The sequence below is a fragment of the Dechloromonas sp. A34 genome, from assembly GCF_026261605.1.
Taxonomy (GTDB): domain Bacteria; phylum Pseudomonadota; class Gammaproteobacteria; order Burkholderiales; family Rhodocyclaceae; genus Azonexus.
On the sequence record NZ_CP102486.1, the window covers coordinates 4624226 to 4642252 of the forward strand.

Annotated in this window: 24 protein-coding genes and 1 pseudogene; 6 read left to right on the plus strand and 19 right to left on the minus strand. The window is 62.0% G+C overall.

Annotated features, from left to right (window positions below):
* Nucleotides 1–11: 11 nt before the first annotated feature.
* A complete protein-coding gene (gene mobB / locus NQE15_RS23025; RefSeq protein WP_265945146.1) occupies nucleotides 12–506 on the minus strand; it encodes a molybdopterin-guanine dinucleotide biosynthesis protein B in 495 nt (164 codons plus the stop codon).
* Between the two features lie 168 nt (nucleotides 507–674).
* On the opposite strand from mobB, the gene NQE15_RS23030 reads away from it, so the two are divergent.
* Nucleotides 675–857 (plus strand): hypothetical protein, encoded by a 183-nt coding sequence (locus NQE15_RS23030; protein ID WP_265945148.1) that lies wholly within the window; start codon nucleotides 675–677, stop codon nucleotides 855–857.
* Here NQE15_RS23030 and NQE15_RS23035 read toward each other — a convergent pair.
* The 5 genes from NQE15_RS23035 to NQE15_RS23055 all read right to left on the minus strand — a co-directional run bounded on the left by NQE15_RS23035 (nucleotide 854) and on the right by NQE15_RS23055 (nucleotide 5105).
* Nucleotides 854–1189 carry a hypothetical protein gene (locus NQE15_RS23035; RefSeq protein ID WP_265945150.1) on the minus strand — a complete coding sequence of 112 codons (336 nt, stop codon included), beginning with the start codon at nucleotides 1187–1189 and terminating at the stop codon, nucleotides 854–856. The two genes, NQE15_RS23030 and NQE15_RS23035, sit on opposite strands and share 4 nt — an antisense overlap.
* Nucleotides 1152–1403 carry a sulfur carrier protein ThiS gene (gene thiS, locus NQE15_RS23040; protein WP_265945153.1) on the minus strand — a complete coding sequence of 84 codons (252 nt, stop codon included), beginning with the start codon at nucleotides 1401–1403 and terminating at the stop codon, nucleotides 1152–1154. Before thiS ends, NQE15_RS23035 begins: the two co-directional genes overlap by 38 nt.
* Nucleotides 1404–1407: 4 nt before the next feature.
* The gene (locus NQE15_RS23045; protein WP_265945154.1) at nucleotides 1408–2655 is read right to left on the minus strand and encodes an NAD(P)/FAD-dependent oxidoreductase; all 1248 of its coding nucleotides are present in this window, start codon (nucleotides 2653–2655) and stop codon (nucleotides 1408–1410) included.
* 112 nt (nucleotides 2656–2767) lie between these two features.
* On the minus strand, nucleotides 2768–4615 hold the full coding sequence (locus NQE15_RS23050; protein WP_265945156.1) for an aldehyde ferredoxin oxidoreductase family protein: 1848 nt from the start codon (nucleotides 4613–4615) through the stop codon (nucleotides 2768–2770).
* Nucleotides 4616–4628: 13 nt separating this feature from the next.
* On the minus strand, nucleotides 4629–5105 hold the full coding sequence (locus NQE15_RS23055; protein ID WP_265945158.1) for a 4Fe-4S dicluster domain-containing protein: 477 nt from the start codon (nucleotides 5103–5105) through the stop codon (nucleotides 4629–4631).
* Nucleotides 5106–5586: 481 nt separating this feature from the next.
* Here NQE15_RS23055 and NQE15_RS23060 point away from each other — a divergent pair, with 481 nt between their 5' ends.
* Nucleotides 5587–6030 (plus strand): c-type cytochrome, encoded by a 444-nt coding sequence (locus tag NQE15_RS23060; RefSeq protein ID WP_265945160.1) that lies wholly within the window; start codon nucleotides 5587–5589, stop codon nucleotides 6028–6030.
* Between the two features lie 126 nt (nucleotides 6031–6156).
* On the opposite strand, the gene NQE15_RS23065 is transcribed toward NQE15_RS23060, so the two are convergent.
* From NQE15_RS23065 to NQE15_RS23090, 6 genes and pseudogenes are all read right to left on the minus strand, one after another.
* A complete protein-coding gene (locus NQE15_RS23065; protein ID WP_265945162.1) occupies nucleotides 6157–6477 on the minus strand; it encodes a hypothetical protein in 321 nt (106 codons plus the stop codon).
* Nucleotides 6478–6617: 140 nt separating this feature from the next.
* Nucleotides 6618–8609, minus strand: a complete 1992-nt coding sequence (locus NQE15_RS23070) for a UvrD-helicase domain-containing protein (RefSeq protein ID WP_265945164.1) — start codon at nucleotides 8607–8609, stop codon at nucleotides 6618–6620.
* Nucleotides 8610–8678: 69 nt separating this feature from the next.
* Complete coding sequence (locus NQE15_RS23075) at nucleotides 8679–8996, minus strand: hypothetical protein (RefSeq protein WP_265945166.1); 318 nt, start codon at nucleotides 8994–8996, stop codon at nucleotides 8679–8681.
* 50 nt (nucleotides 8997–9046) lie between these two features.
* Nucleotides 9047–9733 (minus strand): DUF4197 domain-containing protein, encoded by a 687-nt coding sequence (locus tag NQE15_RS23080; RefSeq protein WP_265945168.1) that lies wholly within the window; start codon nucleotides 9731–9733, stop codon nucleotides 9047–9049.
* 25 nt (nucleotides 9734–9758) lie between these two features.
* Nucleotides 9759–10448 (minus strand): annotated as a pseudogene (locus tag NQE15_RS23085) (ATPase, T2SS/T4P/T4SS family); the annotation flags it as partial.
* Between the two features lie 32 nt (nucleotides 10449–10480).
* Nucleotides 10481–11524 carry a type IV pilus twitching motility protein PilT gene (locus NQE15_RS23090; protein ID WP_265945170.1) on the minus strand — a complete coding sequence of 348 codons (1044 nt, stop codon included), beginning with the start codon at nucleotides 11522–11524 and terminating at the stop codon, nucleotides 10481–10483.
* 56 nt (nucleotides 11525–11580) lie between these two features.
* On the opposite strand from NQE15_RS23090, the gene NQE15_RS23095 reads away from it, so the two are divergent.
* Genes NQE15_RS23095 through NQE15_RS23110 form a run of 4 tightly spaced genes read left to right on the plus strand, consistent with a single transcriptional unit; the run spans nucleotide 11581 to nucleotide 13908 of the window.
* Nucleotides 11581–12270: a YggS family pyridoxal phosphate-dependent enzyme gene (locus NQE15_RS23095; RefSeq protein ID WP_265945172.1), complete on the plus strand. Its 690-nt coding sequence runs from the start codon at nucleotides 11581–11583 to the stop codon at nucleotides 12268–12270.
* Nucleotides 12267–13079: a pyrroline-5-carboxylate reductase gene (gene proC, locus NQE15_RS23100; protein ID WP_265945174.1), complete on the plus strand. Its 813-nt coding sequence runs from the start codon at nucleotides 12267–12269 to the stop codon at nucleotides 13077–13079. The genes NQE15_RS23095 and proC overlap by 4 nt, the downstream gene beginning before the upstream one ends.
* A 2-nt stretch (nucleotides 13080–13081) precedes the next feature.
* Nucleotides 13082–13615, plus strand: a complete 534-nt coding sequence (locus NQE15_RS23105; protein WP_265945176.1) for a YggT family protein — start codon at nucleotides 13082–13084, stop codon at nucleotides 13613–13615.
* On the plus strand, nucleotides 13612–13908 hold the full coding sequence (locus NQE15_RS23110) for a DUF167 domain-containing protein (protein ID WP_265945178.1): 297 nt from the start codon (nucleotides 13612–13614) through the stop codon (nucleotides 13906–13908). Before NQE15_RS23105 ends, NQE15_RS23110 begins: the two co-directional genes overlap by 4 nt.
* Before the next feature lie 32 nt (nucleotides 13909–13940).
* Here the strand turns inward: NQE15_RS23110 and NQE15_RS23115 are convergent, their stop codons facing one another.
* The 7 genes from NQE15_RS23115 to NQE15_RS23140 form a co-directional block, all read right to left on the minus strand.
* Nucleotides 13941–14228 carry a ComEA family DNA-binding protein gene (locus NQE15_RS23115; RefSeq protein ID WP_265945180.1) on the minus strand — a complete coding sequence of 96 codons (288 nt, stop codon included), beginning with the start codon at nucleotides 14226–14228 and terminating at the stop codon, nucleotides 13941–13943.
* Nucleotides 14229–14333: 105 nt separating this feature from the next.
* Complete coding sequence (locus NQE15_RS23120; RefSeq protein ID WP_323054922.1) at nucleotides 14334–15278, minus strand: dihydroorotase; 945 nt, start codon at nucleotides 15276–15278, stop codon at nucleotides 14334–14336.
* 64 nt (nucleotides 15279–15342) lie between these two features.
* On the minus strand, nucleotides 15343–15579 hold the full coding sequence (locus NQE15_RS23975; protein WP_323054923.1) for a hypothetical protein: 237 nt from the start codon (nucleotides 15577–15579) through the stop codon (nucleotides 15343–15345).
* A 1-nt stretch (nucleotide 15580) separates the two neighbouring features.
* A complete protein-coding gene (locus NQE15_RS23125) occupies nucleotides 15581–16540 on the minus strand; it encodes an aspartate carbamoyltransferase catalytic subunit (RefSeq protein WP_265945181.1) in 960 nt (319 codons plus the stop codon).
* Entirely contained in the window at nucleotides 16533–17042 is a 510-nt protein-coding gene (gene pyrR / locus NQE15_RS23130; RefSeq protein ID WP_265945183.1) for a bifunctional pyr operon transcriptional regulator/uracil phosphoribosyltransferase PyrR, read from the minus strand. The genes NQE15_RS23125 and pyrR overlap by 8 nt, the downstream gene beginning before the upstream one ends.
* Nucleotides 17014–17460, minus strand: coding sequence for a Holliday junction resolvase RuvX (gene ruvX / locus NQE15_RS23135; protein WP_265945185.1), 447 nt, complete (start codon nucleotides 17458–17460; stop codon nucleotides 17014–17016). The genes pyrR and ruvX overlap by 29 nt, the downstream gene beginning before the upstream one ends.
* Entirely contained in the window at nucleotides 17453–18013 is a 561-nt protein-coding gene (locus NQE15_RS23140; RefSeq protein ID WP_265945187.1) for a YqgE/AlgH family protein, read from the minus strand. Before NQE15_RS23140 ends, ruvX begins: the two co-directional genes overlap by 8 nt.
* Between the last annotated feature and the right edge of the window lie 14 nt (nucleotides 18014–18027).

Genomic DNA, 18027 nt, shown 5'->3' on the forward strand with positions numbered 1-18027 from the left:
ATTAGCTCCGTTCAGCGCAGTTCGAACCAGGCGACGATAAAGGCAGCGACCGCGCCCGGATCGTTGATATCGAGCTGCGGCAGCGTCGTGGCGAGCGGTGCATCGCTGGCCACGGCAATGACATGCGGGTCGTTCGGGAACAGCTGGGGCTTGTCGATGGCAGCCCGGTAGATTTCAATTTTGGGAATCGGTTCGTGCTTGAAGCCCTCGACCAGCACCAGATCGCAGGGTGACAACTGGGCCAGCGCCTCGCTCAGATTCAGTTCAGGGCGGCCGCGCAGTTCGTGCATCACCGCCCAGCGATTGAGCGAAGTCACCAGAACCTCACGGCAGCCGGCATGGCGGTGGCGGTAGGAATCCTTGCCCGCGTAGTCGATATCGAACTCGTGATGTGCGTGCTTGATCAGCGAAACCGCAAGCCCACGTGCTTCGAGCAAAGTGATGACCCGCTCGACCAATGTCGTTTTACCGCTGCCGGACCAGCCGGCAAAACCGATGACCTTCATGCCGCATTGCCCCGGGGTGTCGAAAAATGGCGGCCATTATCGCCATTCACGCTGGCCACTGGGGATATTTTCAATCCCCAACCTGTGGAAACCCCTTATTGCGGCGCGTCAATTCCTGCCTAGAATTCGCCTGCAGGATTCACATACAGACATAAAAGGTTAACAGCAATGAACGTCAAAGTTCACTATCGCCTCACCCAGGACCGCGCCGGTCTGCCGCAGGATTTCGCCGGTGCGCGTCGTTTCGTCGCCAGCGAAGGCCAGGCCATCGAAGACATGGCCAAATCGCAGCTGGCAGCGGACTATCAGGTCCCGACCAGCGCCGTCGTGATCTGCAAGATCGAGTACTAACCGCCCCCGCGCTGGGTTGCCCGGTCGACCCGCGCCAGCAGTTCCCAGGCGGTGGCTTCGTCACCGTGTTGCACGCTGATTTCAACGTGCAGGTGGGCTATTTGCAGTGCACCAATTTGCGTCGGCCGTTGGCTGGTCAAGGCAAAGTGCAGGCGCACACCATCGGCTGACAGCATCACGCCCTCGGCAGTCGCGCTGACGGTATCGCCAAAGGCTTGGACCAACGCCCGCCGGAACTCGTCCGGCGTGCTGTTCATCTGCCGGACGCGCTGGCCACTCCACGGAAACGGCCCTTCAGCCACCCGCAATTGGCGGCCAGATGGCCAGCACATCGCCCTCCTGCAGACAGGTCGTCGCCCGCTCGTCCGGTGGTACAAAAACGCCATTGACCAGTACCAGATGCGTCAGTTTGGGCGGCAGGGCATAGGGCTGGATGACGGCGCTGATCGTGGCCTGATCGGCGACCTCGATATTGACCCGGTTATTCTTGCTCCCCGCCGGCAGGTAATCGGCCAGCGTGGCATAGAACTTCAGCGTGACCTGCATGGCATCAACCGGGCGAGCGCTGACAGGCGACATAGGCTTCGACGAAGCGGGTCGGCGCTGCCAGCAGCTTATCCTTCCACGCTCCGAGACGGGTCTTGGCCTGGATCAGGCCGCGCAGCACGCCGATGTGCTCGGTCCAGCCGATCGCCGTCGCGCCGACCAGCACGTCTTCCTGGAACTGCAGGCTGAGGTAGCGGCCACGGCTTTCATCGGCCTGTTCGACGCCGTCACCGCCGGCCACCCCCTGCCACTCACCGAAGGAAGAGGAAATCATCCCCATCGAATCGAGCACGTTGATCGCCAACACGCCCTTCATCCGCGCCGCCTGACCGGCCATGTTGAGGGCCGCGATGCGCGCCTGGTCGGCGGCGTTGGGCTGGATGGCGGCCACCAGGTGACGGCCGGAGAAAAGGTCGGGCGCCTCGGCGACATCGCCGGCGGCATAGATGCCGGGTACCGAGGTCTGCATTGAATCGTCGACCAGCACGCCCTTGGCGACATGGATCGATGTACCTTCGAGGAAAGCGGCATTCGGTGCAACGCCGGCCGCGACGATCAGCAGATCGCAGTCGATATGCTCACCGGTCGATAGCGCGACGGTCAGCGGCGAATTCTTGCCCTTCTCGATGAACTCGACTCCGGCCTTGGTCACCACCTTGACGCCCTGGCGCTCGACCCAGCGCTTGATCATGCTGCCGGCCTCCGGCGTCATCATGCGCGGCACCATGCGGTCCCCCATTTCGACGACGGTCAGGCTGACCCCGCGATTGACCAAGGCTTCCATGATGATGCAGCCGATGAAGCCGGCCCCCAGTTGCAGCACGCGCGAACCGGGTTTCGCCATCTGCGCGATCGCGCGGGCGTCGGCCAGCGTCCAGCAGGTCTGCACTTCCGGTAGGTCGATGCCGGGGATTGGTGGCCGCACTGGATGCGAACCGGTGGCGATCAGCAAGCGGTCGAAATTCTCGAAATGGCCGTCGTCGAACAGCAGCGTGCGTTTCTCGGTGTTCAGGGCGACGGCCCGACCCCGATGCTGGCGTATGCCCATCTTTTCGAAATGATCGCCCGATTTGCGCAAGTAAGTGCCCGCTTCGTCGATGTTGCCTTCGAGCAGGTAAGGAATGGCCATCCGGGAATACGGCGGTTCGGCTTCGTTGCCGATGAGCAGGATCTCGTCGTCGGGCGCCGCCTTGCGCAGCGTTTCGGCGGCAACGACGCCGGCCGGGCCATTGCCGAGGATGATGTGTTTCATGTTGGGCGGTCTCCTTCTTGATTGGTCAGTTGGCTGCAGCGCGGGTTCCGGCTTGATCAAGAAAAAACGGGGCAGCACCGCCACCCCGCTCGTCAAGCAGCGTCTGGCCCCCTTAGAGGCCCAGACGCTCCAGCGTCGCCGTCTCGGGCACGCCTTCGGCATTCCAGCCGCGCAGCTCGTAATACTCCGGCAGCATCTTTTCGACGCCGCTGACCAGGCCCTTGGCGGGACCGGTCTTGGCCGCCTCGGTCTTCAGACGTGGCGGCAGGTCGTCGTCCTTCTTGGTGAAACCGGCCTTCAAGTTGAATTGACGTTCGAGGTTCCAGATTCGCTCGCCGACCAGGGTCAGCTTCTCCATCGACCAGTCGCCTTCGCAGGCGGCCTGCAACTGGGGTTGCACATCGGCCACCGTCCAGGCGAAGGAGGTAAAGAGGCAAACCCCGGCCGAATCGAAAATCGTCGTCGCATCCTGGAAAGCCTTGACCAGGCCAGGCTTGCCTTCGGTGACCAGCGGATCGGTCTTGACCGGAATGCCGAGCACTTCGGAGGCCACGGTATAGCCGCGCACATGGCAGGCACCGCGGTTCGAGGTCGCATAATTGAGACCCATACCCTGAATGGCACGCCCGTCGTAGGCGGGGAATTCCAGGCCCTTGACGCTCATCGACAGCTCGGGGTGACCATACTTGGCGGCCAGGCGCTTCGAGCCGAGCCCGACTTCCTTGCCAAAGCCTTCGCCACGGGCCGTGATTTCGGCCAGATAGGCCAGCGCCTTGGCCGAACCGAAGGGCGCTTCGATGCCGATCTGTTCCTTGGTCAGGACGCCCATCTCGTAGAGCTCCATGATTGCCGAGACGGTGGCGCCGAAGGTGATCGGGTCGAAGCCGTCTTCGTTACAGACCATGTTGGCGTACTGCAGGGCTTCGAGATCGCCGACCCCGTTCGAAGCGCCGAGCGACCACGCCGATTCGTATTCCAACCCGCCCGATGCACCCCAGTATTCGGGCTTGTTGACCACCGTGAAGTGGCCCTGATCGAGTTGCGAAATCCGTCCGCAGGCGATCGTGCAGCCGAAACAGGCGGCATTGGTCAGCAGGTGCGCCTTGCCATCGGTCGGGCGCTTCTCGTGCATGGCTTCGGCCGAGATCTGACCGGCTTCTTCGAATTGCACGTCACGGTGATTGCGCGTCGGCAGGGCGCCAATTTCGTTGATCACGTTCATCAGCACTTGGGTACCGTACTTGGGCAGGCCCTGGCCGGTCACCGCGTTATCGGCCAGCACCTTCTTGGCCGCCTGGGTGGCGGCGAGGAAGCCCGGGAAGTCCTTGATGCCGGAAACTCCCTTGGTGCCGCGGATGGCCACCGCCTTGAGGTTCTTCGAGCCCATCACGGCGCCCACCCCGGAACGGCCGGCGGCGCGGTGCAGGTCATTGACCACGCAGGAGAACAGCACGCCGTTCTCGCCCGAGCGGCCGATCGAGGAGACGCGAATCTGCGGGTCCTGATGCAGCTTCTTGATCGTCTCTTCGGTAACCCAGGTGGTCTTGCCCCACAGATGCGCGGCATCGCGCAGTTCGGCCACATCGTTCTCGACGAACAGATAGACCGGCTTCGGCGACCTGCCTTCGAAAATGATCATGTCCCAACCGGCGAATTTCATCTCGGCGCCAAAGAAGCCGCCCGAATTGGAACAGGCGATCGCGCCGGTCAGCGGCCCCTTGGTGATTACCGTATAACGACCACCGGTCGACGCCATGGTGCCGGTCAACGGGCCGGTCGCCATGATCAGCTTGTTGTCGGGCGACAAGGGATCGACCTTCGGGTCGATTTCTTCGCACAGATATTTGGTACCGAGGCCGCGCGAGCCCAGGAAATCATTGGCCCAGGCCATGTTCAGCGGTTCGGGAGTGCAGGTGCCGGCGGTGAGATTGACGCGCAGGACTTTACGATTCCAACCCATATTCTTTTCCTCCTTAAGCGGCAACGGCCGAAGTGTTCGCCTTCGCGGCCCAGGCGCGCATGCGCTCCAGGCCGGTCCAGTCGGCGTCGACATAGGTGATGGCGGCGGTCGGGCAGGCGCTGACGCATTTCGGATCGCCAGCGCAGAGGTCGCATTTCTGGACCTTGCCAACATCGGCCATGTAATTGACCGTGCCGAACGGGCAGGCGATGGTGCACACCTTGCAGCCAACACAGATCGCTTCCTTGACCACCTTGGCCCCGGTGGCGGCGTCGATGACGATCGCTTCGACCGGGCAGGAGTTCATACACCAGGCATCGGAACACTGGGTGCAGGTATAGGGCACCTTGCGCCCCTCATGCTCGAAACTGAAAACCTTGATACGGGATTTCGACGGGTTGATCGTGCCCGTATGCTCGAATGAGCAAGCCATTTCGCACTGTAAACAGCCGGTGCACTTGGCCGGATCGATGTGTAGCGACTTCTGCATGGCGTCTCCTCCATGAATGATTACCTTCGAAAGAGGCGTCGCTGGAAGCGACCCTCTGCTGGTCGGTCAGTTTCGCAAAATCCATGCCCACCGGAAAACTGTCGCCAGTCGGCCTTTTTGTGTGCAATGTATCGTTTTTAGACAGAATCGAAGCACTCCGGTTGCTCAGAAGTTGAACAACTGCTGAACGCCGAAACACCGCTGGATTTGGCCTCACCACTGTAGGCAAGCGGCGACAACTTGTCATGCCGCAATGCAACATGCCAGCCACATTTTGTTACACAAGGCTACGAAAGGACGACAGACCCGGTCGAGGCAAAAACCTACACTGCAGTTGTGCATTGAACCCCTCCTCTCGAAATCCCCCCTTTCGAGAATTTCCAACCCCGCCTCCGGCGGGGTTTTTTTTGCCCTGCTCGTTGATCTATCTCAAGCCGTTATAATTTCGGACTTTTATTTTTCCGTATTGGGGTAAATCAGCATGGCCGAGAAGCACTCATCCAAGGGCATCATGTGGGCAACGATCATTGTCGCGATCATCTTGATCGCCATCATCTTCCCGCTGTCCGTCAAGAAAACCACCTCGGCAGCCGATTCCGCAGGAGGCAACGATGAGGCTGAAGTCCGCATCCAACCGGTCGCCAAGTTCGAACTGGCCAAGGCGGCACCGGCCACCAGCGGAGCCCCGAAGGATGGCGCAACCGTCTTCAACACCGTGTGCGGTGCCTGCCACAACACCGGCGCTGCCGGCGCACCGAAACTCGACGACAAGGGCGCCTGGGCCCCGCGCCTGGCCACCGGCAAGGAAGCGCTGTACAAGAGTGCCATCGGCGGCAAGAACGCCATGCCGCCGAAGGGTGGCTCCAGCCTGTCCGACGAGGAAATCAAGGGCGCCGTCGACTACATGCTGAGCAAGGTCAAGTAAGCCACGCTCGACGTAAATCAAGGGAGGCCACGGCCTCCCTTTTTCGTGGACATAAAAAAGGGCACCTCGTCGGTGCCCCGGCCAGATCGGCTTTTGGAGGGCCGATGCTGATTTCCCTGGCGGGAATTATTTTTTTGCCGGTTCCAAAGCCTTCGGAGCCTCAACCTTGGCGGCTTCAGCGGCAACCGGCTCGGCAGCCTTCTTGGTCTTCTTGACCTTCTTCTCGGTCGGCTTCGCAGCATCCGTCTTCACTTCGGCAATAGCTGCCGGCTTGGCTTCCGAAGTCTTGACTTCGGCTTTCGGTGCTTCGGCCGTCTTCGTCACTTCGGCCTTGGCCGTCGCCGCAACCGTCGCCGCAGCGGGTTTGACTTCGGCCGGCTTGACGTCGGCAGCATGGGCAATGCCAAAAGCAGCGGCGATGGCGAGGGCGATCAGTTGCTTGGTCATTTTGATTCTCCTTGAACGGGTTTATTCGGTGTTTCATCCGGCTTTGCGAAATTGCGCTGCCTTGTGCCGAATAACGCGGGCCCTTGTTGCCCGGATGTCATGGAGAAGGTAACCCGCTGTAACGCGGTGTGACCAAGCCGTTAAGGCTTGTTGCCGGCCAGCATGGCCTTCATCGCATCAAGGCGGGCGCTGCCGGTAGCCTTGTCGCTCGGCCCGTCCTGCTTGCCGCCGGCGAAGCGGATATCCTCGCGGCCCATTTCGTCGATGAAACGCGACGGTTCGCAGGGAATGAACTCGCGCATCTGCTTTCGCCGCTCGCACCAGGAGATGTTCAGCGAGTGCTGGGCGCGCGTGATGCCGACATACATCAGCCGGCGTTCCTCCTCGATCTTGGCCGGATCGAGCGATTCGCGATGGGGCAGGATGCCTTCCTCGACCCCGACCAGGAAGACATGCTTGTACTCCAGGCCCTTGGCGGCATGCAGGGTCGACAGCTGGACGGCATCGACCTCCTCGTCGTTCTGCTTGTCCAGCATGTTGATCAGGGCAATGCTCTGGGTCAGGTCGATCAGCGTCTTGCCATCCTGTTCGCCCTTCTTGTTCAGCCAATTGGCGAACTCGCAGACGTTGCCCCAGCGCGTCTGCGCCGTGCGCTCCTCTTCGTGGTCGTAGAGGAAGGTCTCGTAGTCGATGGCTTTCAGCAGATCGGGCAGCACCTGGTGGGCCGGCTCGCGCACGGCCCGCTCCTGAATGCGGTTGATGAACTGGCAGAACTCGAGCAGTGGTTCCTGCTGGCGGGCCTGCACGCGCTGGGCGAAACCCTCCTCGAAGGCGGCCTGGAACAGGGAGATATGGCGCTCACCGGCATAAGTGCCGAGCACCTGCAGAGTCGCCGCTCCGATGCCACGCTTGGGTGTCGTGGCCGCCCGGATGAAGGCCGGATCGTCGTCCTCGTTGGTCAGCAGGCGCAGGTAGGAAATGATGTCCTTGATTTCCGCCTTGTCGAAGAAGGACTTGCCGCCGGACAGCAGGTAGGGAATACGGTGGTCGCGCAGGTATTCCTCGAAGCCGCGCGCCTGGTGGTTCGAGCGATAGAGGATGGCGTAATCCTTGAACTTGCTGCGATGCTCGAAACGGTGCGCCTGCAGCTTCATGACCACGCCCTCGGCCTCGGCATCGTTGTCGCGGCAGGCGGTAACGGTGATCTGCTCGCCATGACCGAGCTCGGACCACAGTTTCTTGTCGAACAGCTTCTCGTTGTGCGAGATGACGTTGTTGGCCGCCTTCAGGATGCGCACCGTCGAGCGGTAATTCTGTTCGAGCTTGATGACCTTGAGGGCCGGAAACTCGGCCGGCAGCTTCTTCAGGTTCTCGATATCGGCGCCGCGCCAGCCATAGATCGCCTGATCGTCGTCGCCGACCGCCGTGAACTGGGCACGGACGCCGGTCAGCAGCTTGAGCAACTGGTACTGGCAGGCATTGGTGTCCTGGTATTCATCGACCAGCAGGTAGCGCAGGCGGTTCTGCCATTTGTCGGCGATCTCCGGATGCTGCTGGAACAGCACCACCGGCAGGCCGATCAGGTCGTCGAAATCGACCGCCTGGTAGGCTTTCAGTGTCGCCTCGTAGGACAGGTAGGCATGGGCGGCGAGGACTTGGTGCTCGTCGGCGGCTAGATGGCGCGCTGCTTCCGGCGTCACCAGCCCATTTTTCCAGTTGGAGATGATCGCTTGCAGATGGCGCAGGGTGCCCTTGTCCACCGTTTGCGCGACATCGCCGATGATCGCCGCGCAATCGGCCGAGTCGAAAATCGAGAAGCGTGGCTTGTAGCCCAGTGCCTTCGCCTCTTCGCGCAGGATGCGCACGCCGAGCGAGTGGAAGGTCGAGATCTGCAGCTGGTCGGCCAGCGGCTTGGCGAGAATCTTGCCGATCCGCTCCTGCATTTCCTTCGCCGCCTTGTTGGTGAAGGTGATGGCCGCCACGTTGCGCGGCTGGAAGCCGCAATCCTGGACCAAATAGGCTATTTTCTGGGTGATCACCCGCGTCTTACCCGAGCCGGCACCCGCCAGCACCAGCAAAGGGCCGTCGAGGTAATGGATTGCTTCGCGTTGCTGGGGATTGAGGCCGGACATGAATGGCGACGCCCCGGCAAGCGGGGCGTAGGTTTTGGGAGCGGAATTTTAACCCAAGGGCCAGCCGACTCAGGCCTTATCGTCGATCCACTCGACCGGGATGCTCAAGGCCCGCAGCTTGAGAAGCCCGCTGGCACTGGTGCCGAGCAGAGTCAGCTCGGCGGCCACGGCCCGGGCGTCTTCGAGCACATGACCAGCCCCCGCGAAAGGACCGATGGCCTTCGGATCGACCTCGGCAATTTCCTGTTGCAGGCTGCGCTGGCGATCGCCCTCGATGCCTTCCATGGCCTCGACCCGGCGAATACGCTCACCGGCCAGCCGATGTCCGCGCTCGACCGCTTCCGGGGAGTGGTTCTGGGTGGTGGATTCGAGGCGGCTCAGTTTCATGTGACGGACTCCTGAGTCCGTCAACGACCAAATCCACCGCCAGCTTTAATTTACAGCGCGCCGAAGACCTTTTTCAGCAGATCACTGCCGGCGCCAACCGGATTGGCGCGCAGCTTTTTCTCTTCCTCGGCGATCATCAGGAACAGCCCGTCCATGGCCTTCTGGGTGACGTAGCTGTCGATGTCGGCGTCCTTCTGGTCGATCAGCCCGGCACTGGCAGCCTTGCCGGCATAATTGTTGTACTGCTCGGCCAGTTGCAGCTTCTTGGTCTCCGCCTTGACGATCGGCGTGAATTTCTGGCTCAGCTGTTCGGTCGAGGTCCGCTTGAAATACTGCGTTACGCTGTCCTCGCCACCGGTCAGGATGCCCTTGGCGTCCTGCACGCTCATCTTCCTGATCGAATCGGTGAGAATCGGCTTGGCCTCGGCTACGGCATTCTCCGCGGCGTGGTTCATGGTGTTGACCAGTTCGTCGGCCTGCTTGCCCATGCCGAACATGCGCATGCCCTTTTCGGCCTTCTGCAGGTAGCCGGGCAGCGGGATCTTGACCTTGCTGTTGCCGAGAAAGCCGTTGTCCTTGCCAAGCGAAGCCACTGCATAGTCGGCCCCCTTGGCCAGGGCCTCCTTGACCCCGGCGCTGGCATCGCCGGCAGAAATGGCATCGAGCGCCCCGGCCTGGGCCACGACTGCTGCCAGGGAGAGGCACAGGGCAAAACCGGTGTTGAGCAGTCGTTTCATGGCAGTTCCTTTATCAGACGATATCGAGGTGACCGGTTTCGGCGAAGGCGATGGCATAGTCCATGGTGTTGCGGTCACGAATCTCGCCCATCAGGATGACGTCCGGCGCCTGACGCAGAGTGTTCTTCAGCGCCGGACCCCAGTCATCGGTATCGACGCCAACTTCGCGCTGGGTGACGATGCAGTTCTTGTGTTCATGCACGTATTCGATCGGATCCTCGATCGTGATGATGTGGCCGTAGGTGTTCTCGTTGCGGTAATCGACCAGGGCCGCCAGCGAGGTCGTCTTGCCGGTACCGGTACCACCGACGAAGATGATCAGGCCGCGCTTGGTCATCGCCAGGTCCTTCAGCACCGGCGGCAACTGCAGCTCGTCAAGGGTTGGGATGCTCATGTTGATCGTCCGGCAGACGACGCCGACGCGCCCCTGCTGGACCAGCGCATTGACCCGGAAGCGCCCGATGCCGGCCGGCGAAATCGCGAAGTTGCATTCCTTGGTCGCCTCGAACTCGGCGGCCTGGCGATCATTCATGATCGAACGGGCCAGTTCGGCGGTGTGCGAGGCGGTCAGCACCTGATTCGAGACCGGCGTGATCTTGCCGTCGATCTTGATCGCGGGCGGAAAGCCAGCGGTGATGAAAAGGTCCGAGCCTTTCTTTTGCGACATCAGCCGCAAAAGATCGTGCATGAATTTCATTGCCTGATCGCGTTCCATAACTACCCCTTGAATTGGTTATTGGCCAACGCTCAGCCCGGGAAGGCGTCCTTGTTGGCAGCCTTGTTACGCGCCTCGGCGCTGGAAACGATGTTGCGACGGACCATTTCCAGCAGATTCTGGTCGAGGGTCTGCATCCCGAAATTCTGGCCGGTCTGGATCGCCGAATACATCTGTGCCACCTTGTTCTCGCGGATCAGATTGCGGATGGCTGGCGTGCCGATCATGATTTCATGGGCCGCGACCCGGCCCTGACCATCCTTGGTCTTCAACAATGTCTGCGAAATGACGGCCCGCAGCGATTCGGAGAGCATCGAACGAACCATTTCCTTTTCCGCAGCCGGGAAAACGTCGACGATGCGGTCCACCGTCTTCGCCGCCGACGAGGTATGCAGCGTCCCGAACACCAGGTGACCGGTTTCGGCCGCGGTCAGCGCCAGGCGGATGGTTTCCAGGTCGCGCATTTCGCCGACCAGAATGACGTCCGGGTCTTCGCGCAAGGCCGAGCGCAGGGCGTTGGAAAAGGACAGCGTGTGCGGCCCGACTTCACGCTGGTTGATCAGGCACTTTTTAGCCTCATGGACGAATTCGATCGGATCCTCGACGGTCAGGATATGCCCGTAGTCGTTTTCATTGACATGGTTGACCATGGCGGCCAGCGTCGTCGATTTGCCGGAACCGGTTGGCCCGGTAACCAGCACGATGCCGCGTGGGTACTCGGAAATGTCCTTGAAGATTTTCGGGCAATTCAACTCCTCCAGGGTCAGCACCTTGGAGGGAATGGTCCGGAAGACGGCACCGGCTCCCCGCTGCTGATTGAAGGCATTGACCCGGAAGCGCGCCAGATTGGGAATTTCAAATGAAAAGTCGCACTCCAGCGTTTCTTCATAAATCTTGCGCTGACCATCGTTCATGATGTCATACACCATGCCGTGCACATCCTTGTGCTCCATGGCCGGCAGATTGATGCGACGGACATCGCCATGGACGCGAATCATCGGTGGCAAGCCGGAGGACAAATGAAGATCGGAGGCCTTGTTCTTGACGCTGAAGGCCAGCAGTTCGGTGATGTCCATGCGAATCGTCCTCGGGGCGCGTGTATACTGAAATTATTCGGAAATTCCTATTGATTATGAGCGCAATCGCCAGCAACCTGCAAGCCGTCCGGGCGCGGATTGCCACAGCCGCCAAGGCAGCCGGGCGTTCGCCCGAAACCGTCCAGCTGCTGGCCGTCAGCAAGACCTGGCCACTAAGCTGCGTACTCGAAGCCGCCGCGGCCGGACAGCGGTCTTTTGGCGAGAATTATGTCCAGGAAGGCGTCGACAAGATTGTTGAAACGGCCGCCCGGCGTCTGGAGTGGCACTTCATCGGCCCACTGCAAAGCAACAAGACGCGCCTGGTTGCCGAACGCTTCGACTGGGTCCATTCCATCGAGCGGCTGAAGGTCGCCGAGCGCCTCTCGGCGCAGCGTCCGGCCTATTTGCCACCGCTCCATGTCTGCGTCCAAGTCAATGTTTCCGGCGAGTCGAGCAAAAGCGGTTGTGCTCCTGATGAAACCCGTGCTTTATGCGAAGCGGTTTCTCGTCTGCCCGGGCTGCGCTTGCGGGGCCTGATGGCGATCCCCGAACCGACTGACGACTACGCGTCACAATGCCTTCCATTCAGACAGGTGCGGGAAATCTACAACCGGATTCAGGCGGCGGGATTGCCGCTCGATACCCTTTCCATGGGCATGTCCCACGATCTTGAAGCAGCCATTGCCGAAGGTGCGACCATCGTCCGCATCGGCACGGCCATTTTTGGTGAGAGAAATTACGCATGAAAATTACCTTCCTGGGCGGCGGCAATATGGCCAACGCGCTGATTGGCGGCATGTTGAAACAAGGCTTTGTCGCCACGGACATCACGGTCATCGACCCCGGCACCGAAGCACGCAGCAAGCTGACCCAAGCCTACGCGGTCAACTGTGTCGAATCGGCATCCCAACTGGGATCGGCCGGCGATCTGCTGGTGCTGGCAGTCAAGCCGCAGCAGATGAAGGAGGCGGTCGCGCCGCTCGCCGGCAAACTCGGCCCGGCGCTGGTCGTCAGCATCGCCGCCGGACTCGATCTGGCCACCCTGTCAGGTTTCCTCGGCGGCCATCGCAAGATCGTTCGCTGCATGCCGAATACCCCGGCCCTGATCGGCGCCGGCATCACCGGCCTCTGTCCGTTGCCGGAAGTCAGCGCCGAGGAACGGGCGGCCGCCGACCATGTTTTGAGCGCCGTCGGCAGCACGGTCTGGATAGCAGAGGAGGGCCGGATGGATGGCGTGACCGCCCTTTCCGGCAGCGGTCCGGCCTACGTCTTTTTGTTCATCGAAGCCCTGCAGCAGGCGGCGGCGGACCTTGGCTTCACGCCCGAGCAGGGTCGCCAGCTGGCGATCGAAACGGTCCAGGGCGCGGCGGCCCTCGCCGCCCAATCGACCGAGCCGGCCTCGGTGCTGCGCGAGCGCGTCACCTCCAAGGGTGGCACGACGGAAGCCGCACTGCGCACGATGGCCGAACGAGGCGTCAAGGAAGGCATCATCGCTGGCGTCATGGCAGCCGAAGCGCGCGGCCAGGAACTGGGCAAACTGCTCGGCGCCGCCTGACCATGCAAGCCATTGTCTTTTTGCTCGACGCGGTCGTCAGCTTTTTCTGCGCACTGTTCCTGTTGCGCTTCATGATGCAGGTAATGCGCGTCTCCTTTGCCGGCCAGCTCGGCAATTTCGTGGTCGCGCTGACCAACTGGGCGGTCAAGCCGCTGCGCCGCTTCATTCCCGGCATTGCCGGGCTCGATTGGTCCAGCCTGTTCGCGGCCTTTGCCCTGCAACTGCTGCTGGCCGGCCTGATCGTAGGTGCCTCCGGGCATGTCATCGAGGCTGACCCCGCATCGGTGGCGCTGATGGTGGCTTGGATTGCCATCCGCGGGCTGCTACGCTTGGCGGTATACATCCTGATCGGCGCCCTGATCCTGCAAGCCGTGCTGTCGTGGATCAATCCCTATTCGCCGCTGTCCGCTCCGACGCATCAACTGACCCGGCCGCTGCTCGACCCGATCCGCCGCTTCGTGCCGCTCATTTCGGGCATCGATCTCTCACCGCTGGTCGCTATCCTGCTACTGCAAGTCGTTCTGATGTTCCTGTGAGCGAGGATTGGTTTCGCGTCGCCAACGACGGCCACATCACGCTGACCCTGCACATCCAGCCCGGCGCCAAGAAAACCGAAATTGCCGGACGCCATGGCGACGCCCTGAAAATCCGCCTCGCCGCGCCCCCGGTAGACGGCAAGGCCAACGAGGCGCTGCTCCGTTTCGTCGCCGAAACCCTGGGCCTGGCGAAATCGGCGGTGCTGCTGAAAAGCGGCCAGACCTCCCGGCGCAAGGTGCTGGAAGTGACGGGCGCCACGGCGGCAGCGGTCGCCCGTCTGGTGGCCGACTGACCGGCCCGGCCGGTCAGTCGGCCAGGGAGTGACTATTTTTTCGCCGACTTGACCGCTGGGCTTGCCGAATCGCCGACCGTCAGTTCGCCGCGCAGCCGGGCGACGCTTTTCTCGCCAAAACCCTTGACCCCCTTGAGGTCGTCCACCGACTTGAATTGCCCGTTCTTGCTGCGGTAATCGACGATGGCCTTGGCTTTGCTCGGGCCGATGCCCTTGACGGCATCGAGTTCATCGACGCTGGCGGTGTTGATATTGACTGCGGCGAACGCCAGGCTGATGCTGGCCAGGCACAGCATGATCGCGATCAGGATACGTTTCATCGAGTTGCCCTCCGGATTAATTGAAAAAAGCCTCGCCGCATCCGCGACGAGGCTTTTTTATTCTAAATTAATATTCCAAATAGCTAAACATGAAACACGATTGGATCACTCGCCGAAGACGACCCGCCCCCCGACCATCGTCGTCTTGACCTTGCCGCTCATCATGTAGCCTAGCCAGGGTGAATTCTTGCCCCGGCTCTTGAGCGCCTCCGGCGTCAGTTGCCAGGTGGCTTCCGAATCGAAGATACAGATGTCGGCCACGGCGCCAATACCCAACTGCCCGCTGGCCAGGCCCAGGGTCCGGGCCGGCGCCGAGGTGATGCGGGCCAGCGCGTCGCTCAAGCCGACGCCGGCCGCCTCCGCCCATTTCAAGGTCAACGGCAGCAGGACTTCAAGTCCGGTAGCACCGGGCTTGGCTTCACCGAAGGGCAGCAGCTTGTCGTCGGCGCCGACCGGCGTGTGGTCCGAGCAGATCGCGGCAATGCCGGCGGCGGCGGCATTCGACAGCGCCTGGCGGTCGGCCTGGGTGCGCAGCGGCGGGCTGAAGCGGGCGTGTGGATTGAAGAAGCCGATATCGTTTTCGGTCAGCAGCAGGTGATGCACACCGATATCGAAACTCAGCGGCAGCCCTTCGTCGATGGCCTGCTTGACCAGGGTGACGCCGGCTGCGGACGAAAGGCGGGTCAAATGGACGCGACAGCCGGTATCGCGTACCAGCTGGACGATGGTGGCGATGGCGATGGTTTCGGCGGCGACCGGGATGCCGGCCAGGCCCAGCCGGCTGGCAACTTCGCCTTCATGCGCGATGCCGTTGCGGGCCAGCCAGTAGTCCTGGGCCTGCAGCCAGATGGCGAAATCGAACGTGGCTGCGTACTCCATGGCGCGGAGCAGGGCTTCGGTATCGACCACCGGTTTGTTGGCCTGCGAGAAGGCGACACAACCGGCTTTCTTGAGGCCGGCCAGTTCCGCCAGGCGCTCGCCGTTAAGGCCGAGGGTCAGGGCGCCGAGCGGCAGGACGCGGGCCTTGCCGATTTCCTTGGCGCGATGCACCAGGCGGTCGGCCAGTTCCGGCTCGTCGAGCGGCGGATCGGCATCCGGGGCACGACCAGCGAGGTCACGCCCCGGCGACGGCGGCGGCGAGTTCGGCTTCGATGCTGTTCAGGCGGGCGCCGAGATCAATCAGCCCCGGGCAGACGATGCAGCCGGCGGCATCGATGGTCCGCTCGGCAGAGAAACCGGCCGGCACTTGGCCCAGCCCGGCGACCTTGCCGTCGACGATGAATACGGAAGTACTGCGATCAACGCCATTTTTCGGGTCGATCAGGCGACCATTCTTGATTTCGATCTGCATGTCAGTTCCCCGCAACGATGCTCATGACGGCCATGCGCACGGCAATGCCGAAGGTGACCTGGGGCAGGATCACGGCCTGCGTGCCGTCGGCCACTGCCGAGTGGATTTCGACGCCGCGGTTCATCGGCCCCGGGTGCATCACGATGGCGTCCGGGCTGGCCAGGGCCAGCTTCTGCGGCGTCAGGCCGTAGTGACGGAAGTATTCACCGGCCGAGGGCAGCAGGGCGCCGGTCATCCGTTCGTTCTGCAAGCGCAGCATGATGATCACGTCGACGTCCTTCAAGCCTTCGTTCATGTCGTGGAAGACATGCACGCCGAGCTTGTCGAGATGCTTGGGAAGCAGGGTTTCCGGGCCGATGGCGCGAACTTCGGGGACACCGAGAGTGGTCAAGGCGTGGATGTCGGAGCGCGCCACCCGCGAATGCAGGATATCGCCGACGATGGCGACGCGCAGCTGCGTGAAATCCTTCTTGTAGTGGCGGATGGTGTACATGTCGAGCAGGCCCTGCGTCGGGTGGGCATGGCGACCGTCGCCGGCATTGACGACATGCACGTCGTCGCGCCCAATCCGGTGGAGGTGCTCGGCAATCAGGAAGGGGGCGCCGCTCGAGGCATGGCGCACGACAAACAGGTTGGCGTGCATGGCGCACAGGTTGTCGATGGTGTCGAGCAGGGTCTCGCCCTTGGCCGTGGACGACTTGTTGATATCGAGGTTGATGACATCAGCCGAGAGGCGCTTGGCGGCGATCTCAAAGGTAGTGCGGGTGCGCGTCGAGTTCTCGAAGAACAGGTTGAAGACGCTCTTGCCGCGCAGCAGCGGCACCTTCTTGACCTCGCGCGCCGAGACTTCCATGAAGGAGGCCGCGGTATCGAGAATCTGCGTCAGAATCGCCTGCGGCAAACCTTCGATGGTCAGCAGGTGAGTGAGTTGACCATCCTTGTTCAACTGCGGGTTAAACATTTTCCAGTCTCCAGGCGAGTTGACCATCGTCCTGCTTGCCGAGCACCAGATTCTGCCCGGCCGCCAAATCGACATCCCAAACACAATAGCTGGCCCCGATCGGCAGCTCGCGCCCGCCGCGGTCGGCCAGCACCGCCATGGCCACCGAGGCCGGGCGACCGTAGTCGAACAGCTCGTTGAGCGCGGCGCGGGTCGTGCGTCCGGTATAGAGCACGTCGTCGACCAGGATCAGGTGGCGACCTTCGACATCGAAAGGAATCACCGTCGGCTTGACCTGGGGGTGCAGGCCCTTCTCGGCGAAATCGTCGCGGTAGAAGGAAACGTCGATCAGGCCGATATCTTCGGGCAGACCGAGGAGTTCCTTGAGGCGCTCGGCGATCCAGGCACCGCCGCTGTAAATGCCGATCAGCGCCGGCTGGCGGCCAAGATGCGGACGGATCAGGTCGGCCAACTGGCGACACTGGGCCTCGGCGTCAGGCAGAGATTGGGGCAGGGATGACATGGTGCGGGCTTTCGAACCAGGTTTGAAGGATGAGTTGGGCGGCCACCGCGTCGAGCAGCGGTTTGGCCGATTTGCTGTTGCGGCCGGTTTCGCGCAGACGGGTTTCGGCATCGAGCGAAGTCAGGCGCTCGTCAGCGAAGCCGACCGGCAGCTTGAAGCGGCGCTGTAGGCGTTCGGCGAACTTGCGGGCCAGGCGGGTCATCTCGTGCGGCGTGCCGTCGGCATGAGTCGGCAGGCCGACGACCAGCAGCACCGGCTGCCATTCGGCGACAAGTTTGCCGATCGCCGCAAAACGGTCGTCGTTCGATTCAGCGTGGATCACCGTCAGGGGATGGGCACTGCCGAGCAGCGTTTCGCCGGTAGCGACGCCAATGCGTTTCTCGCCGAAATCAAAGGCCAGGACCGTGCCTTCAGGCATGCCCAGCGGTGTCGGAGAGTTGTGTGAAACTGATGCCGAGCTTCTGCATCGCTGCTGGCAGGCGCTCTTCGGGCGGCAGGTCGAACAGGATGCTGGCCTTGGCCGGCACGGTCAGCCAGGAATTCTGCGCCAGTTCTTCTTCGAGCTGCCCGGCATCCCAGCCGGCGTAGCCGAGGGTGACGAGGATTTCCGCCGGCAGGCCGGCGCTGCCCACCGAGGCCAGGACGTCGCGCGAACTGGTCAATCCAACCTCGCTGTTGATAGCCAGCGTCGATTGCCAGCTACCGACCGGGCGGTGCAGGACGAAACCGCGATCGAGCTGGACCGGGCCGCCGAAATAGACAGGCAGGTTGGCCAGACTCTCGGCTTCGAGCTTGATTTCGATCTTCTCGAACAAGCCGGCCAGATTCATGTCAATCGGCCGGTTGACGATAATTCCCAGCGCGCCGTTCTCATTGTGTTCGCAGATATAAACGAGGGCGTTGGAGAAATAGGGGTCTTCCAGCGTCGGCATGGCGATCAGGAAGTTATCGGTGAGGTTGACGCTGTCCATTGGTGGAATTTTAA

Coding starts and splice junctions, on each gene's coding strand:
- mobB (WP_265945146.1), bottom strand. CDS start 506: ATGAAGGTCATCGGTTTTGCCGGCTGGTCCGGCAGCGGTAAAACGACA.
- NQE15_RS23030 (WP_265945148.1), top strand. CDS start 675: ATGAACGTCAAAGTTCACTATCGCCTCACCCAGGACCGCGCCGGTCTG.
- NQE15_RS23035 (WP_265945150.1), bottom strand. CDS start 1,189: ATGTGCTGGCCATCTGGCCGCCAATTGCGGGTGGCTGAAGGGCCGTTT.
- thiS (WP_265945153.1), bottom strand. CDS start 1,403: ATGCAGGTCACGCTGAAGTTCTATGCCACGCTGGCCGATTACCTGCCG.
- NQE15_RS23045 (WP_265945154.1), bottom strand. CDS start 2,655: ATGAAACACATCATCCTCGGCAATGGCCCGGCCGGCGTCGTTGCCGCC.
- NQE15_RS23050 (WP_265945156.1), bottom strand. CDS start 4,615: ATGGGTTGGAATCGTAAAGTCCTGCGCGTCAATCTCACCGCCGGCACC.
- NQE15_RS23055 (WP_265945158.1), bottom strand. CDS start 5,105: ATGCAGAAGTCGCTACACATCGATCCGGCCAAGTGCACCGGCTGTTTA.
- NQE15_RS23060 (WP_265945160.1), top strand. CDS start 5,587: ATGGCCGAGAAGCACTCATCCAAGGGCATCATGTGGGCAACGATCATT.
- NQE15_RS23065 (WP_265945162.1), bottom strand. CDS start 6,477: ATGACCAAGCAACTGATCGCCCTCGCCATCGCCGCTGCTTTTGGCATT.
- NQE15_RS23070 (WP_265945164.1), bottom strand. CDS start 8,609: ATGTCCGGCCTCAATCCCCAGCAACGCGAAGCAATCCATTACCTCGAC.
- NQE15_RS23075 (WP_265945166.1), bottom strand. CDS start 8,996: ATGAAACTGAGCCGCCTCGAATCCACCACCCAGAACCACTCCCCGGAA.
- NQE15_RS23080 (WP_265945168.1), bottom strand. CDS start 9,733: ATGAAACGACTGCTCAACACCGGTTTTGCCCTGTGCCTCTCCCTGGCA.
- NQE15_RS23090 (WP_265945170.1), bottom strand. CDS start 11,524: ATGGACATCACCGAACTGCTGGCCTTCAGCGTCAAGAACAAGGCCTCC.
- NQE15_RS23095 (WP_265945172.1), top strand. CDS start 11,581: ATGAGCGCAATCGCCAGCAACCTGCAAGCCGTCCGGGCGCGGATTGCC.
- proC (WP_265945174.1), top strand. CDS start 12,267: ATGAAAATTACCTTCCTGGGCGGCGGCAATATGGCCAACGCGCTGATT.
- NQE15_RS23105 (WP_265945176.1), top strand. CDS start 13,082: ATGCAAGCCATTGTCTTTTTGCTCGACGCGGTCGTCAGCTTTTTCTGC.
- NQE15_RS23115 (WP_265945180.1), bottom strand. CDS start 14,228: ATGAAACGTATCCTGATCGCGATCATGCTGTGCCTGGCCAGCATCAGC.
- NQE15_RS23975 (WP_323054923.1), bottom strand. CDS start 15,579: ATGCAGATCGAAATCAAGAATGGTCGCCTGATCGACCCGAAAAATGGC.
- NQE15_RS23125 (WP_265945181.1), bottom strand. CDS start 16,540: ATGTTTAACCCGCAGTTGAACAAGGATGGTCAACTCACTCACCTGCTG.
- pyrR (WP_265945183.1), bottom strand. CDS start 17,042: ATGTCATCCCTGCCCCAATCTCTGCCTGACGCCGAGGCCCAGTGTCGC.
- ruvX (WP_265945185.1), bottom strand. CDS start 17,460: ATGCCTGAAGGCACGGTCCTGGCCTTTGATTTCGGCGAGAAACGCATT.
- NQE15_RS23140 (WP_265945187.1), bottom strand. CDS start 18,013: ATGGACAGCGTCAACCTCACCGATAACTTCCTGATCGCCATGCCGACG.